At 70.0% G+C, this 15,290-nt stretch carries 12 protein-coding genes; 9 read left to right on the forward strand and 3 right to left on the reverse strand.

Going from position 1 to position 15,290, the window contains the following annotated elements:
- Positions 1 to 66: 66 nt before the first annotated feature.
- Complete coding sequence (locus ACFW01_RS06380; RefSeq protein WP_234959043.1) at positions 67 to 354, forward strand: DUF6355 family natural product biosynthesis protein; 288 nt, start codon at positions 67 to 69, stop codon at positions 352 to 354.
- Between the two features lie 100 nt (positions 355 to 454).
- Here ACFW01_RS06380 and ACFW01_RS06385 read toward each other — a convergent pair whose 3' ends face one another.
- The gene (locus ACFW01_RS06385; RefSeq protein WP_384502517.1) at positions 455 to 1,426 is read right to left on the reverse strand and encodes a helix-turn-helix domain-containing protein; all 972 of its coding nucleotides are present in this window, start codon (positions 1,424 to 1,426) and stop codon (positions 455 to 457) included.
- 499 nt (positions 1,427 to 1,925) lie between these two features.
- Here ACFW01_RS06385 and ACFW01_RS06390 point away from each other — a divergent pair, with 499 nt between their 5' ends.
- Entirely contained in the window at positions 1,926 to 2,153 is a 228-nt protein-coding gene (locus ACFW01_RS06390) for a hypothetical protein (protein WP_384502518.1), read from the forward strand.
- Between the two features lie 84 nt (positions 2,154 to 2,237).
- On the opposite strand, the gene ACFW01_RS06395 is transcribed toward ACFW01_RS06390, so the two are convergent.
- A complete protein-coding gene (locus ACFW01_RS06395) occupies positions 2,238 to 2,450 on the reverse strand; it encodes a hypothetical protein (protein WP_234959046.1) in 213 nt (70 codons plus the stop codon).
- A gap of 441 nt (positions 2,451 to 2,891) precedes the next feature.
- On the opposite strand from ACFW01_RS06395, the gene ACFW01_RS06400 reads away from it, so the two are divergent.
- From ACFW01_RS06400 to ACFW01_RS06430, 7 genes are all read left to right on the forward strand, one after another.
- Complete coding sequence (locus tag ACFW01_RS06400) at positions 2,892 to 3,962, forward strand: glycoside hydrolase family 43 protein (RefSeq protein WP_384502519.1); 1,071 nt, start codon at positions 2,892 to 2,894, stop codon at positions 3,960 to 3,962.
- Between the two features lie 200 nt (positions 3,963 to 4,162).
- Entirely contained in the window at positions 4,163 to 5,182 is a 1,020-nt protein-coding gene (locus tag ACFW01_RS06405) for a LacI family DNA-binding transcriptional regulator (RefSeq protein ID WP_234959048.1), read from the forward strand.
- A 349-nt stretch (positions 5,183 to 5,531) separates the two neighbouring features.
- On the forward strand, positions 5,532 to 6,629 hold the full coding sequence (locus tag ACFW01_RS06410) for an ABC transporter substrate-binding protein (protein WP_234959049.1): 1,098 nt from the start codon (positions 5,532 to 5,534) through the stop codon (positions 6,627 to 6,629).
- 66 nt (positions 6,630 to 6,695) lie between these two features.
- Positions 6,696 to 8,255 carry a sugar ABC transporter ATP-binding protein gene (locus ACFW01_RS06415; protein ID WP_384502520.1) on the forward strand — a complete coding sequence of 520 codons (1,560 nt, stop codon included), beginning with the start codon at positions 6,696 to 6,698 and terminating at the stop codon, positions 8,253 to 8,255.
- Entirely contained in the window at positions 8,248 to 9,210 is a 963-nt protein-coding gene (locus ACFW01_RS06420) for an ABC transporter permease (RefSeq protein ID WP_384502521.1), read from the forward strand. Before ACFW01_RS06415 ends, ACFW01_RS06420 begins: the two co-directional genes overlap by 8 nt.
- Positions 9,207 to 10,241 (forward strand): ABC transporter permease, encoded by a 1,035-nt coding sequence (locus tag ACFW01_RS06425; protein WP_234959052.1) that lies wholly within the window; start codon positions 9,207 to 9,209, stop codon positions 10,239 to 10,241. The genes ACFW01_RS06420 and ACFW01_RS06425 overlap by 4 nt, the downstream gene beginning before the upstream one ends.
- A gap of 126 nt (positions 10,242 to 10,367) precedes the next feature.
- Positions 10,368 to 11,873, forward strand: coding sequence for a glycoside hydrolase family 43 protein (locus tag ACFW01_RS06430; RefSeq protein WP_384502522.1), 1,506 nt, complete (start codon positions 10,368 to 10,370; stop codon positions 11,871 to 11,873).
- 61 nt (positions 11,874 to 11,934) lie between these two features.
- Here the strand turns inward: ACFW01_RS06430 and ACFW01_RS06435 are convergent, their stop codons facing one another.
- Positions 11,935 to 15,222, reverse strand: a complete 3,288-nt coding sequence (locus tag ACFW01_RS06435; protein WP_384502523.1) for a LamG-like jellyroll fold domain-containing protein — start codon at positions 15,220 to 15,222, stop codon at positions 11,935 to 11,937.
- Positions 15,223 to 15,290 lie beyond the last annotated feature (68 nt).

The raw sequence follows: 15,290 nt of genomic DNA on the forward strand, positions 1-15,290 counted from the left end.
ACCGACAGCGGATCGGCGGACACTTTGCGGAGGAGACGCCGATCCTCCTACCGTTGGGAGCTCTCTTTGCGTCTTCGTCGTATCGCGACCAGTGCCCTCGGCTCCGTCGCTCTCGTCCTCGCGTCCGCCGGCGCGGTCACCCTGACCGCGGGTCCCGCCGCCGCGAACCCCTGCGGCTTCTACGAGACCCACTCCGACGCCTACTACAACCACTGCACCTCGGACGGCTCACGCATCGTCATCGAGATCGACGACTGGGGGCCGAACAGCGAACGGTGCGTGGGCCCGGGTGTGACCTGGATCGGCTCCAGCTCCGGTGTCGACGGCGCCTGGTACACCGGCCGCACGTGCTGACCGGATAGCGCCCGGTCACCTGACGGGACCGTAGCACCGAGCGCCGTGCGGGGAGGCCATCGCGAGATCGCGGCCTCCCCGCACGCCTCGGGAGAACCGCTCAACCGCCCGCCGGACCCGCCCGGTTCTGGTCGCGCCACTCCCGGGGCGACATGCCGTACGTCCCTTTGAAGACCTTGCTGAAGTGCGTGGCGTTCACGAAGCCCCAGCTGCGGCCGACCGCCGCGATGGTCCGCCGACGACCGGCCGGGCCGGCCAGCTCCCGCCGGCATTCGGCGAGGCGGCGGGTACGGATCCAGTCTCCCAGGCTGATGCCCGAGCGGGCCAGAACGGCGTAGAGGTGGCGCACGGAGATGCCGTGCGCGGCGGCGATCCGGGCCGCCGACAGGTCGGGGTCCGCCAGGTGCTCCCGCATGAACTGGGTGATCCGCAGGTCCAGTGTCGCCTCCAACGGGCCGCGGGCCCGTCCGGAGTTGCCGTACTGGGTGGTGAGGACCGCGCGCAGGAGCTCGACACTGGGCTCCACGACGGCGTCGGCGTGCCCGCCCCGGTGCAAGGCGTCGGAGACGGCCAGCTGGGAGAAGTAGCTGAAGGCGAGCGGTGCGACGGGGTTGTCGGCTCCCATCGCCACCGCGCCGGTCTCCCGGAGCAACCGGTCCGGCAACGCGAGCGATGAGCGGGGAAAGCGCAGGAAGTGGTGGTCGACACCGTTGTCGAAGAGCAGCGTGTAGGGAGAGATCGACTCGTAGACGGCCAACTGGCCCGGCTCCAGCACGCACTCGCGGCCGTTCTGCACCACGAGGCTGGTGCCGGCGACCTGGAGGCCGAGGAAGACGGCCGGCTCCTCGTCCTGCCGGGCCAGCCGCTCCGTCCGCCGGACGGTGACCGCGGACGCCCGCGCCGAACAGAACCTCACGGGCCCGACGGCGCCGAGCCCGATGCGGACGGAGATCTCCTCGACCGGCGGCCGGTGGTCGATGTCGACCGCCACCAGGGACTCCCACACGGCATGCCGGACCACCTCCTCCCGGTCCCGCGGCGATACGAACGCCGTGTCAAGAACCGGACTCATGAGGCAGATCTCCCGTTGCGCCGGTCATGGCGCCGCCCCCGCGGCCGCTCGGCCCGTTCCCCCACAAGTCCCCCTCGGCACGGACGGATCCCGGCCTCATTCTGACCCGAAGCTCTGGCGTTGAACAGCGTCTCCGGCATGTCACCGTGGGGCTTCGCCGGCCCCTCACTGGCCGGCGACGGCGCGACGCACACGTTCGCACACGCCTGACACAGCACTCCGCACACACGACAAAAGCCTGCTCCCCGCGACCGCCCTAGGGCCATCCACGGCACGTCCGGAGAGCCGGCGCACAGGCCGCCGATCCTCCGGCCGGGAAAGGTGTCACGTTCGTGAGGAAGCAGCTCCTCGTCGCCGCAGCCGTCGCCGCGGCGGTGTGCTGGGCGGCCGGCTGCCATGCCCCGGCGGAACGGCAGACCGTCTCGCACGCGGAGGTCCGGGACCTCACCGTCCGGGAGGAGATCCGCATCGGAGGCGCCGAGGAGCGGCTCGTGAGGGAGTGCATCTCGGTCCTGAACATGGGCGCTGCTCGGAGGTCAAGTTCTTCGCGAACCCGACCACCTCCTCCGGCTTCAACTCCCACATCTGCCTGACCCGAGCGGAGGGATACGCCTCGAACCTCAGCGACGACTACTTCATGGAGGACCCGGTCTTCGGCAGCGCCCACAACAGCATCAGCGCCCATATCTGCGTCGACCGCACCTCGTGCAGCGCCTACGCGGTGTGACGGCCGTCCGACCCGAGTCCGGACCATCAGAGGATGCGCTGAGAGACGGCGCCTGGTAGGTGGGTGGGGAGCCCGGCGCCGCGGTCATGTGTCCCAGTCGTCGGGCCCCTCGCCCCGCCATTCGATGCCCTTGGACCGGACGACGTCCATGTCGTCGAAATCCTGCAACCCGGCCTCCTGTATGAAGGCGGCGATGTCGGTGGTGGTGTAAGCGATGCCGACGAAGTGACCATGGATGCGGACACGTCTGCCGCTGTCCGCTCCGGCGGGGTAGATGACGATCGGCTGCTCGCTCATGGTCTCAGGGTGGGCCGGACGGCGGCGGCACGCACGCGGAGCGCTCAGGCGCGGAGGTTCTCGCGGAAGGGTGAGCTCCACGTCGAGGGAGGCCGTCGAGGGAGGCCGGCGGCGACCTCCAGAACGGATCTCTCAGCGGCGACGGAGGATACCCGGTCGACAGGTGTCGTCCGAGCCGACACGGCTTCGTGCCGGACTGGTTGACATGCTCAGCACCCCTCGCGATCCTGTGACAGCTGACTTCCATCGATGTAAAGGTCTCGTGCGAGCCGCTCGGCGCACCCCCTCGACGCTCTTTGCCGACCGCACGGACGACCCGCTCTACGGTCACGGGCCGACCCCACAGACTCCGCCGACCCGCTGCTGACCGGATGCCAGGCCCGACCCGTCACGCCACGGCCGGGCCGGCGTCGAACAGGAGACCGATCAGGGAACGGGACCATGAAACCTCTTCGCCTGCTCCACGCCGCCGTCGCCTTCGGCCTCTCCAGCATCCTCGCGGCCGCGCTGTCCCTGGCGTCCGCCGAGCCCGCCACCGCCGACCAGACCGGGCTGCGCGCCGCCGACCCCAGCGTCCTGCGCGTCGGCGGCACCTACGTCTCCGTGCAGTCGGCGGGCGGCGGCCTCGTCGTGCGCCAGGCCCCGTCGACGGCCGCACTGGCGTCGGCGCCCGCCCGCCAGGTCTGGTCGGACACCCGCAACCGCGGGGAGGTGTGGGCCCCCGAGATCGTGCGGGACGGCGGCCGCTACTACATCTACTTCTCGGCCGGCCGCGGCGCCGCCCACCGGATGTACGTCATCAGCTCCGCCTCCCCGGACAGCGGGTACACCGCCGAGACGAAGCTGGCGCTGCCGGACGACAAGTGGGCCATCGACGGCACCCTGTTCACGTTCAACGGGCAGCGGTGGTTCGTGTGGTCCGGCTGGGCGGGCGACACCAACGTCGAGCAGAACCTGTACATCGCGCGGATGAGCAGCCCCACCACGCCCACCGGCGCGCGCCACGTCATCTCGCAGCCCCGGGAGAGCTGGGAACGGGTGGTCGGCAACCCGTACATCAACGAGGGGCCGGAGCCCATCAGGGACCCCAGCGGCCGGCTGCACATCGCGTACTCCGCCAACGGCAGCTGGAGCGACCAGTACTGCCTGGCCGACCTGCGGCTGCGGGCCGGCGGCGATCCTACGTACGTGTGGGACTGGTACAAGTCCAACGGCTGCCTCTTCGGCTCGAACCGCGCCACCATGATGTCCGGCTGGGACCCGACCCTGCACGTCAACGGACCCGGCCACCACACCTTCGTACTGCTCGACGGCGACATCGGCACGAGCCCGCCCGCCGGCCCGCGCTTCCCCCTGATGTTCCACGCGGTGCCGAAGGGCACGCCGTACTCCTGGGAGAACCGGTACTGGTACACCGGCACCTTCGCCTGGTGGGGGAACACCACCTACAGCCGCGCCAACGTCCCCGGCCCGAACAGCGACACCGGCTGGAGCCTCAAGTTCTTCGAGTAGCGCGTCCGTGCGGTCGCCTCCCGGCCGGGTGTGCGACCATCCCGGATAGTCCGGTGCCGGTCGGCCACCATGCTTGTCAGCGCCGGGAGACGAGCTGTATAACGTTGTAAACTCGTGCCCAGGGGCTTGGAGTCCGGCTCACCGTGGGGACACCCGCCCCGCACCGAACACCGAGTGGGGACGTTTCGGAGGGATTCGACGTGCGGGTCAGCCTCAAGGACGTCGCCGCGCACGCGGGGGTCTCCGTCAAGACCGTCTCCAACGTGGTGAACGACTATCCCTACGTCACCGCCGCGATGCGGGAGCGTGTCCAACGCTCCATCGACGAGCTGGGCTACCGGCCGAACCTGACGGCACGCCACCTGCGCAAGGGACGCACCGGCATCATCGCGCTCGCCCTGCCCGAGCTGGGGAACCCCTACTTCGCCGAGCTGGCCGCCGCCGTCATCGACGCGGCCGCCGCGCACGACTACACCGTGCTCCTCGACCACACCGGTGGGCTGCGGGAGCAGGAGATCCTGGTCAGCCAGGGATTCCGGGCCCGGGTGATCGACGGACTCATCCTCAGCCCCATCGAACTGGAGCCGGAGGACCTGCGCGACCGCACGGAGAACGTGCCGCTGGTGCTCCTCGGTGAGCGGGACTACGACCTGCCCTACGACCACATCGCCATCGACAACGTCGCGGCGGCCCGCACCGCGGTGCGCCATCTGATCGGCCTCGGCCGCCGGGAGGTGGCGTTCATCGGCGACCGGCTCGGACGCAGCGAGCCCGCCCAGCTGCGTGTGCGCGGCTGGCGCGAGGAACTGGCCGCCGCCGGGCTCCCGGCCGACGACGGCCTCGTCGCCGCCACCGACGGCTGGGGGCATGCGGACGGCGCGGCCGCCATGGCCCGGATCCTGGAGGCCGGCCGGCGGCCCGACGCGGTCTTCGCCTACAACGACCTCGTGGCCATCGGGGCGATGCGCGTCCTGCACGCGCGAGGGCTGCGGGTGCCCGAGGACATCGCGGTCGTCGGATTCGACGACGTGGTCGAGGGCCGGTTCGGTGCGGTGACGCTCACCTCGGTGTCACCGGACAAGGAGGCCATCGGCCGGCTCGCGGTGGAGTCGGTACTGGCCCGGCTGGGAGGCCAGCCGGCCGAACCCCGCCGCTTCTTGGCCGACCACCGGCTCGTGGAGCGGGAGAGCACGCTGGGCCGCGGCGCCGAAGGCGTCTGAACACACGCACCGACCTGGACCCGGGAGGTGGGCCGTACGGCACAGGCGTCGGTCGAGCTGACATCGTTGTCACGTTTGCCGATGACCCAGTCTCAGCGGAACGGCGGCAACAAGTCAAGAGACCGCCACGTGTTCGCCGGGGTTCGGTGAACGGGGCCGCCTGAAAAGCGAGTTCGGTCCGCACGCTCTGCCCGCAGGTCGCGCACGGGGGGTTTACAGCATCCTTGCAACGATGTAAAACCTCTGTGCGGCGGACCGGACACCGTCCTCCGCTGGGGGAGAAGCAGTAGTCGTCGCACGTAGTCCGGCTCCCCAATTCCCTTTCAGCGCCACCCGGATCGGGGTCACCATGCAGCGCACCACTCACCGTCCACACCTCCTCGGCCGCCCGGTCGTCGTGGCCCTGGCCGCCGCCGTGGCCCTCACCGCGACCGCCTGCGCCAAGTCGGAGGACGACGCGTCGGACAACAAGCAGTCCGGGTCGTCCGCGGCCGGCGCGGAGCAGAAGGCCGTCGAGCAGAAGCCGGGCAGCAAGACCTGCACCATCGACGCCTACGGCGCACAGAAGCTGGACCTGAAGGGTGCGACGGTCGGCTTCTCCCAGTCGGAGAAGGAGGCGAACCCGTTCCGCATCGCCGAGACCCAGTCCATCAAGGACGAGGCGAAGAAGCGGGGCGTCAAGCTGCTCACCGCCAACGCCCAGTCGCAGTTCTCCAAGCAGATCACCGACGTGCAGGACCTGCTCGCCAAGGGTGCCGACCTGCTGGTCATCGCACCGCTGAACTCCGACGGCTGGGACCCGGTGCTCCAGGCCGCCGCAGCGAAGAAGGTGCCGATCGTCACCATCGACCGGAAGATCAACGCCGAGGCCTGCAAGGACTACGTCTCCTTCATCGCCTCGGACTTCGTCGAGCAGGGGCGCCGCGCCGCCGACCAGATGATCGAGGCGACGGGCGGCAAGGGCGAGGTCGCCATCCTCCTCGGCGCGGCCGGCAACAACGTCACCACCGAGCGCACCAAGGGCTTCAAGGAGCGCGTGGCCGAGAAGGCCCCGGACCTGAAGGTGGTCTTCGAGCAGACCGGTGACTTCGCCCGGGAGAAGGGCCAGCAGGTCACCGAGCAGCTCATCCAGTCGAACCCCGGCATCAAGGGCATCTACGCGGAGAACGACGAGATGGGCCTCGGCGCGGTGGCCGCGCTCAAGGGGGCCGGCAAGAAGGCCGGCGACGTCAAGATCATCACCGTCGACGGCACGCGCAACGCCGTCCAGGGCATCGTCGACGGGTGGATCAGCGGGGTCGTCGAGTCCAACCCCCGCTTCGGGCCGCTCGCGTTCCAGACCCTCGACACCTTCACCAAGGGCGAGGCGGTGCCGCAGGACATCGTCATCGAGGACGGCGCGTACAACGCGGACAACGCCAAGCAGGACATCGGCAAGGCCTACTGACCTCCACGGGGCCCGGGACACCCGGGCCCCGTCGTCCTGCCCGCACCACACTTCCTGGAGGCACAGGTGGCACCCCCCGCCGAAGTCCTCGCCGTCCGCGGACTGAGCAAGACCTTCCCCGGCGTCCGCGCGCTGGACGACGTGGACCTGACCGTGCACACCGGCGAGGTCCACGCCCTGATCGGCGAGAACGGCGCCGGAAAGTCGACCCTCATCAAGCTGCTCACCGGCGTCTACCGACCGGACGCCGGCCGCATCACCTTCCAGGACCGGGAAGTCTCCTTCGAGACCCCGCTGGAGGCGCAGAAGGCCGGCATCTCGACCATCTACCAAGAGGTCAACCTCATCCCGCTGCTGAGCGTGGCCCGCAACCTCTTCCTGGGCCGCGAGCCCCGCACCCGCCTCGGCCTGCTCGACTTCGCCCGCATGAACCGCGAGGCCGACGAGATCCTGCGCACCTACGGCGTCCGCGTCGACGTCCGCCAGTCACTGCGCACCCTCGGTGTCGGCGCCCAGCAGATGGTGGCCCTGGCCCGCGCCGTGGCCACCGACGCACGCGTCGTCATCATGGACGAACCGACCTCCTCCCTCGAACCGCGGGAGGTGGAGACCCTGTTCTCGGTCATCCGCCGACTGCGCGACCAGGGCATCGCCGTCATCTACGTCAGCCACCGCCTGGACGAGCTGTACGCCGTGTGCAGCAAGGTCACCGTGCTGCGCGACGGGCGCCGCGTCCACCACGGCGACCTGGCCGACCTAGACCGCATCGACCTGGTGTCGACCATGCTCGGCCGCGAACTGGGGGAGGTACGCGCGGAGGGGCAGACCAAGTTCTCCGGCGGCCACCTGATCGCCGACGACCAACCGGTGCTGTCGGCGCAGGAGTTGTCCGTCCGGCACAAGCTCCACGGTGTCTCCCTCGACATCCGGCCCGGCGAGGTCGTCGGCCTCGGCGGTCTCCTCGGCTCCGGACGCACCGAGACGGCCAAGGCCATCTCCGGTGCCCTGGCGCCGAGTTCGGGAAACCTCACGGTGGCCGGGGCACCGCTGCGCGGCGGCTCGACACCCGCCGCCATCCGGGCGGGCATCAGCCTGCTGCCCGAAGACCGCAAGAGCGAGGGCATCGTCCCCGGCCTCTCGGTGCGGGAGAACATCGCGCTCGCCGTCCTGCCCCGGCTCTCCCGCTTCGGCCTGGTCTCCGAGTCCCGGGTGGACGGCATCGTGGACACCTTCATGAAACGGCTGCGCATCAAGGCCTCCTCACCCCACCAGAAGGTCGGTGAGCTGTCCGGCGGCAACCAGCAGAAGGTGCTCCTGGCCCGCTGGCTGGCGATGAACCCGAAGGTGCTGCTCCTCGACGAACCCACCCGCGGCATCGACGTCGGCGCCAAGGCCGAGGTGCAGAAACTCGTCGACGAACTGGCCGCGGACGGCCTGGGAGTCCTGCTCATCTCCTCCGACCTGGAGGAACTGATCGAAGGGTCCGACCGCGTGGTCGTACTGAAGGACGGTGCGGTCGTCGGCGAACTGACCGGCGACGACGTCACCGAGGACCAGCTGATGCGCGCCATCGCCGGCGAGGCCCCGCCGCGGGACACGGCCGAGGAGGCGGTCACCCATGGCTGAGGCCACCCTCCGCACCGCCCCGCTGGACAAGGCCCGCCTCATGCAGTGGCTGCAGACGTACGGCGTCTACGCCGGCGTGGCACTGCTGCTGATCGTCAACATCGTCATCACCCCGCACTTCCTGTCCGCCGAGAACTTCCGCACCCAGGCCGTCCAGGTCGCCCCGGTCATCATCGTCGCCCTCGGCATGGCCCTGGTCATCGGCACCGAGGGCGTCGACCTGTCCGTCGGCGCCGTGATGGCGCTGGCCGCCTCCGCCACCGCCCTCTACCTCGGATACGGGCTGCTGCCCGCCCTGCTGGTGGTGGCGCTGTTCGCGGCCGGCGTCGGGCTCGCCAACGGCGCCCTGGTCGCCTTCGTCGGCGTCCAGCCGATCGTGGCCACCCTGGCCCTCATGGTCGGCGGCCGGGGCCTCGCCCTGGTGCTGCTTCCCCAGCTGGAGGACCTGCGCAACCCCACGCTGGCCTCCCTGGGCTCGGGCGACGTGCTCGGCTTCCCGTACCTGATCCTGATCGCCGCCGGACTGGCCATGCTGGTGGCCTTCGTGGTCCGCCGCACCACCTTCGGCCGCCAGCTCCTCGCCATCGGCGACAGCCGGCCCGCCGCCGAGCTGGCCGGACTCCCGGTGCGCCGCGTCCTCATCCTCGTGTACGTGGCCTGCGCCCTGCTCGCGGCCGTCGCGGGCGTCCTGGCGACCGCCCGGCTCCAGGCGAGCGACCCCACGTCGCTCGGCAACCTGATGGAACTCTCGGCCATCACCGCGGTCGTGGTCGGCGGCACGCCCCTGACCGGCGGCCGGGTCAACATCGCCGGTACCGTGGCGGGCGCCGTCCTGATCCAGCTGCTCACCGCCACGCTGATCAAGCACGATCTGCCGCCCTCGTGGACCCAGATCGCCCAGGCCATAGTGATCGTGTGCGCCGTCTACGCGGCACGAGGACGGGGGAAGCGATGAGCGCGACGAAGACGGACGCGCCCGTGGTCACCGCGAGCAACGAACCGACGGACGCCACCGAGCCGGCCGGCTCAGCGCGCTCCGAGCGGCTGAGCGCCCTGGTCCAGCAGCACGGTGCCCTGGCCGTCCTGGTGATCGTCTCCCTGGTGGCGTCGTTCTCCTTCGACTCCTTCGCCACGGGCGACAACATCAGCAACATGGCGACCAGTTCGGCATTCCTGGCCATCGTCGCCCTCGGCATGACCTTCGTCATCATCACCGGCGGCATCGACCTCTCCGTCGGCTCCCTGTTCGCCCTCGGGGGAGTCCTCGCCGCCTGGGGATCACGCCACGGAACCCTCGTGGCCCTACTGCTCCCGCTCGCGGTCTGCGGACTGATCGGCGTCGTCAACGGACTGCTCGTGGCGCGCTCCCGCCTCGCCCCCTTCATCGTCACCCTGGCCGCCATGCTGGGCGCCCGCGGCCTCATGCTGGCCATCACCGACGAAGGCGCGAACACGTACCTCATCGCCAAGGGATCCTTCCTCGCCGAACTCGGCCAGGGCAGCACGCTGGGCCTCGGCAACCCGGTGTGGATCACGCTCGCCCTGTTCGGCGGGGGCGCCGTGGTACTGCGCCGCACCCGCTTCGGCCAGCACGTGTACGCGGTCGGCGGCAACGAGGACGCGGCCGCCCTGATGGGGGCGCCGGTCGCCCGGACCAAGATCCTCGTCTACACCCTGTCCGGGCTGCTGGCCGGACTGGCCGGCGCCCTGAACGCCGCCTGGCTCGCCTCCGGCGTGACCATCCTCGGCAACGGCATGGAACTGGACGCCATCTCCGCCGTCGTCATCGGCGGCACCCTGCTCACCGGCGGCCTCGGCTATGTCAGCGGCTCACTCGTCGGCGTCCTGCTGCTCAAGGTCATCCAGAACGTCATCAACCAGATCGGCTCCCTCGACTCCTCCTACCAACTCGTCGTCAGCGGAGCCTTCCTGGCCCTCGTCGTCATCGCCCAGACCTGGCTGGGGCGCAGACGCCGGCTGATGTGACAGAGCCCCGGACGCGGCAGCCGGGCCTCACTCGCCCCGGCTGCCGCGTCCGGCTTCCACGGCCGGTGCCACGTACACCCGCCGGCCGGTGCCCCCCCACCACCGACCGACAGGAGACGCCCAGCCATGACCACCGTCAAAGCGACCGGGCTCGTCGCCAAGTCCTGCGCATTGTTACTCTCCGCCGGACTGATCGCGATGCTCTCGCCCTCCGCCGCCGTCGCCGCACCCGAGTACTCGACCTCCGAGGCCGGCAACCCCTTCGTCGACGGCTGGTACGCCGACCCCGACACCGCCCGCTACGACGGGCGGTACTGGGTCTTCCCGACGACCTCCAAGAGCTACGCCGAGCAGACCTACCTCGACGCGTTCTCCTCCACGGACCTGGTCCACTGGACCAAGCACAGCGAGGTCCTGAAGACGGCCGACGTCTCCTGGGCGAAGTACGCGCTCTGGGCGCCGGCGCCGATCGAGCGCGACGGCAAGTACTACCTGTACTTCGCCGCCAACGACATCCAGAACGACTCCCAGACCGGCGGCATCGGAGTGGCCGTCGCGGACCGTCCCGAGGGACCGTACAAGGACGCCATTGGCAGCCCGCTCGTCTCCCGCTTCCACAACGGCGCCCAGCCCATCGACCAGGACGTCTTCATCGACGACGACGGGCAGGCCTACATGTACTACGGCGGCTGGGGACACGCCAACGTCGTCAAGCTCAACCGGGACATGACCAGCCTCGGCACCTTCGCCGACGGGTCCACGTACAAGGAGATCACCCCGGCGGACTACGTCGAGGGGCCCCAGATGTTCAAACGGGGCGGCAAGTACTACCTGATGTGGTCAGAGGGCGGCTGGACCGGCCCGGACTACTCGGTCTCCTACGCGATCTCCGACTCACCGACCGGCCCCTTCGAGAAGATCGACAGGGTGCTCGCCCAGGACCCCGCGGTCGCCAAGGGATCGGGGCACAACTCCGTGATCAACGTGCCGGGCACCGACATCTGGTACATCGTCTACCACCGCCGCCCGCTCAGCGAGACCGACGGAAACCACCGCCAACTCGCCTATGACCGAATGCACTTCAACGGCGATGGCACCATCCGTCGCATCCAGATGGGGGTGCGGGACAACTTCGCCGACGGCAACGCCCTCGGCTGGCGCACCTACGGCGGTTCCTGGTCGGCCGACGGCGGACGCTACCGGGCGGGCCACTCCCTGGGCGGCAAGACACTGCTCGACACCGACTTCGCCGACTTCACCTACGACGCCGACGTACGCCTCGGCGCGGGCAACGGGGACGCGGGCCTGACCTTCCGGGTGACCCGGCCGTCGGTCGGCGTGGACGCCTACACCGGGTACTACGCGGGAATCCGCCGGGACGGCGGGGTCGTGCTCGGCCGGGTCGCCGACTCCTGGACACCGCTGGCGACCGCGGACACGTCCCTCGACCCCGGGTCCACCCACCGGGTGAGGGTCACGGCCGTCGGCCCCTCCATCAAGGTGTACGTGGACGACATGACGACCCCGAGGATCTCCGTCACCGACGGCACGTACCGCAGCGGTGCCAACGGCGTCCGGGTCTTCGACACCGGTGCCTCCTTCGACAACGTGGCGGTCGGCCCGGCCCGCTGAGAACATCCGGCGGGAAGCGGGGCGAACCCGCTTCCCGCCGGGACCTCGGAGCGCCTGGAACCTACGGCTTCTCCTCGGTGTACAGAGCCCTCACCTCCTCGGCGGTGAGGGCCTTGTCGTAGGCGTGGACCTGGTCGACCGCCCCGTTCCAGAAGTCCGTCGGGTTGCCGTCCCACTGGGCGCGGCCCACGGTCAGCGGGCCGGTGCTCGGGTAGGCCGGTCCGGCGGCCGCCGTGGCGGCCGGCTCACCGTCGACGTACAGGCCGATCTGGTCGTCCGCGCCGTCACGTACACCGACGAGGTGGTACCAGCGGCCCGTCTCCGCGGTGGTCTCCATCCGGGCCCGCTGCTCGCCGGGCGTGCTGAAGGCGAAGGCGCCCTGACCGTACTGGAGGTAGAACGGGCTGGCCTGGCGCCGCGTGTCCTGGCTGACCGCGGTGGCGTAGTTGCCGGGCAGCGCGTCGAGCCGTACCCAGGCGGACACCGAGTAGCTGCCCGTGGTGTCGAGCACCGGCCCGTTCGTCTGCGCGGACTGGCCCTGACCGTCGAACTTCAGCGCGCTGCCGCTGACGCCCGGGGTCCAGGCCGTGCCCGCGGCGAGCGTCAGGTCCCGGCCGCCTGGCCCGCCGTCAGCGGCGGTGGTGCCGGAGCCCTCGTCGAGGGACCAGCTGCCGCCGCCCGTCAGCGGCTCCTGGTCGCCCGCGGCCGCGCCGGCCGCGATGACCTTGCGGTTGACCTCGCGGACCCGGTCCGGATCGACCTTGATCTCCCGGCGGTCGTAGGTGTACAGGCCGTTGAGCTCGTTCTCCAGGTCGGTGATCTGCGTGTACACCGAGCCCGACAGCTCCGCACCGGCCTGGGCCAGGTAGAACTCCTCCGTGTTCTCCACGTACTTGCGGGTCAGCGCCTCCTTGTCGGCGACACCGCTGTAGATCACGGTCGGCGCTCCCGGCCACATGTGCCCCGGTGTGCGCAGCGTGAAGCCACCGTGCTCGCCGTCCATGGCGGCCCTGGTCCCGTCGGGGAAGGGTGGATCCTCGTTGTTGTAGTCGTGGTGGTCGATGATGTCGCCCTTGCCCGAGTCACCCTTGGAGTTGCAGCAGTTGACACCGCTGTGGGCGTTGACGATCCGGGACGGGTCGGCGGCCTTCACGGACTCGGCGAGACGGCCGGTGGCCTCCCGGTTCCACTCTCCCCAGCCCTCGTTGAAGACGATCCACCCGATGATGGAGGGCGAGTTGTGATGCTGCCGCATCATCTCCGTGCCCTGCTCGACGAACGCCTGCTGCCCGGACTCGTCGGGGAAGTTCCCGGAGACGAAGTCCTGCCACACCAGCAGCCCGAGCCGGTCCGCGTGGTAGAACCAGCGCGGCGACTCCACCTTGATGTGCTTGCGTACGGCGTTGAAGCCCAGCTTCTTGTGGGCCTCGAGGTCGAAGGCGAGAGCGTCGTCGCTCGGTGCCGTGTACAGACCGTCCGGCCAGAAGCCCTGGTCGAGGGTGGCGAGCGAGAAGACGGGCTTCCCGTTCAGCACCAGCTTCGGGAACCCGCCGACCTTCTCGACGCTGATCTTCCGCATGCCGAAGTAGCCGCCGACCCGGTCGGTCGACCTGCCGTCGACGAGCTTCACGTCCAGGTCGTAGAGGTAAGGGTCGTCGGGGCTCCACAGGTGCTGCTTCGCGACCGGCAGCCGCAGCTTCTCGTTGGCCGGCCCGCTGACCCTGCCGACCACCTTGCCGCGCTTGTCACGCGCGACGGCCTCGACCCGCGCCTTGTCGGAGGCGTCACCGGACTCGACGGTCACCGCGAGGCTGCTGGTGTCGATGTCCGGAGTCGTGACTACGTTGTCAACCGACGCGCGGGCGACGGGCTCCATCCACACCGTCTGCCAGATGCCGGACGACTGGGTGTAGAAGATGCCGCCGGGGTTCCGGGACTGCTTGCCCATCGGCTGGTTGGCGCCGCCGGTGTCGGTCACCGCGACGACGACCTCCTGCGGTCCCTTGCCCTTCAGCGCGTCGGTGATGTCGGCACTGAAGGCGTTGTACCCGCCGGTGTGCTCCGCGACCTTCCTGCCGTTGACGAAGACGCGTGCCTGGTAGTCGACGGCGCCGAAGTTCAGCTTCAGGCGGTTGCCGGCCTTGTCGCTCTTGCCGACCTTCCAGCTCTTCGGCACCTCGACGAGCTTGCGGTAGAACATGTGGTCCTCGTGCCGCTCGAGACCGGAGAGCTGCGACTCGACCGGGAACGGCACGATGATCTTCTCGTCGAGGTTCTTGCCGAAGACCGGCTGCTCCCCGGCCTCCGCGGCGCTGAACTGCCACGGCCCGTTGAGGTTCTTCCACTTCGACCGCACCTGCTGGGGCCGCGGGTACTCGGGCAGCGGGTTCTTCTCGTCGAGCCGGTCGCCCCACGGCGTGGTGAGCCGGTGGGCGGACTCGTTCTGCGCGTACCGGACGACCTGGGGCACCTTGTCGCCGCCGTCGGTGAGGCCGCCCTCGCCGTCGTAGGAGAACTTGACCTGCTGGTTCCTCTGGATCGGCTCCGCGAGCGTGATGAGGAGCGCATTGCGGTCGCCGGGCGCCACCCGCACCGACTTGACCGGCATCGGGGTCGTGTCGGCCTCGACCTTCAGATGCTCCGCCAGTCCGGTGACGTCGCCGACCCCGCCCTCGAAGCGGGCCCGCACCTGCCGGCCGTCCTCGCCGACGTTCAGCTCCAGCGGGTAGACCTCGAAGTCGTCCGGCGGGGTGAACGCCGACATCGGCACGATCTGCTTGGCCGTCGTCGGCGTCGACCAGCGCAGGAACATGTTGGCGCCGCCGGTGTCCTGGAACATCTCCAGGCGGAAGTCGTGCTTCTCACCCGCCTTCAGGTGGACCGCGGCGCTCGTCTGCTCGTTGTCCCAGTCCGGCTCCCAGTGGTCGATGACCGGCTCGCCGTCGACGAAGAGCCGGAAGCCGTTGTCGCCGATGGCGTGGAAGGTGTAGTCGCCGGTGGCCGGCGCCGCGATCTGCCCGGTCCAGCGGGCGGTCGTGTGCTCCGTCCTGCCGGTCAGCTCCTGGAAGGTGCTGGTCAGGCCGGAGAAGTTGACCTGCGGGTCGAGCACGGTACCGCCGAGTTCGGCGAAGTCCCTCGCCCCCGGCGCGGACATGCTGAAGTACTCGCCCTTCAGTCCCTGCACCTCGACGGCGGCCGGACCGTCCTTCTCGGCCCGCACCGCGGACGCGCCGGTGGCCGACTCCGCGGCCGTGGCGGAGGCCGTGAGGCCGCTCGTGGGCAGCACCAGGGCCGCCGCTGTCAGGATGGCCCACACTCTGGCTCGTGGGCGGGTGTGTGGTCTCGTCATCGGACCCTTCCTCGGAAGCCCTCTTTGCAACGTTGGAAAGCTTGTGTCAGCGGAATGACAACACGCCC

The sequence above is a fragment of the Streptomyces sp. NPDC058985 genome (genome assembly GCF_042740985.1).
Lineage (GTDB): Bacteria > Actinomycetota > Actinomycetes > Streptomycetales > Streptomycetaceae > Streptomyces.

Excerpts from the sequence above, each read along its gene's own strand:
- ACFW01_RS06385 (WP_384502517.1), bottom strand. The coding sequence starts at position 1,426 with ATGAGTCCGGTTCTTGACACGGCGTTCGTATCGCCGCGGGACCGGGAG.
- ACFW01_RS06395 (WP_234959046.1), bottom strand. The coding sequence starts at position 2,450 with ATGAGCGAGCAGCCGATCGTCATCTACCCCGCCGGAGCGGACAGCGGC.
- ACFW01_RS06400 (WP_384502519.1), top strand. The coding sequence starts at position 2,892 with ATGAAACCTCTTCGCCTGCTCCACGCCGCCGTCGCCTTCGGCCTCTCC.
- ACFW01_RS06410 (WP_234959049.1), top strand. The coding sequence starts at position 5,532 with ATGCAGCGCACCACTCACCGTCCACACCTCCTCGGCCGCCCGGTCGTC.
- ACFW01_RS06420 (WP_384502521.1), top strand. The coding sequence starts at position 8,248 with ATGGCTGAGGCCACCCTCCGCACCGCCCCGCTGGACAAGGCCCGCCTC.
- ACFW01_RS06425 (WP_234959052.1), top strand. The coding sequence starts at position 9,207 with ATGAGCGCGACGAAGACGGACGCGCCCGTGGTCACCGCGAGCAACGAA.
- ACFW01_RS06430 (WP_384502522.1), top strand. The coding sequence starts at position 10,368 with ATGACCACCGTCAAAGCGACCGGGCTCGTCGCCAAGTCCTGCGCATTG.
- ACFW01_RS06435 (WP_384502523.1), bottom strand. The coding sequence starts at position 15,222 with ATGACGAGACCACACACCCGCCCACGAGCCAGAGTGTGGGCCATCCTG.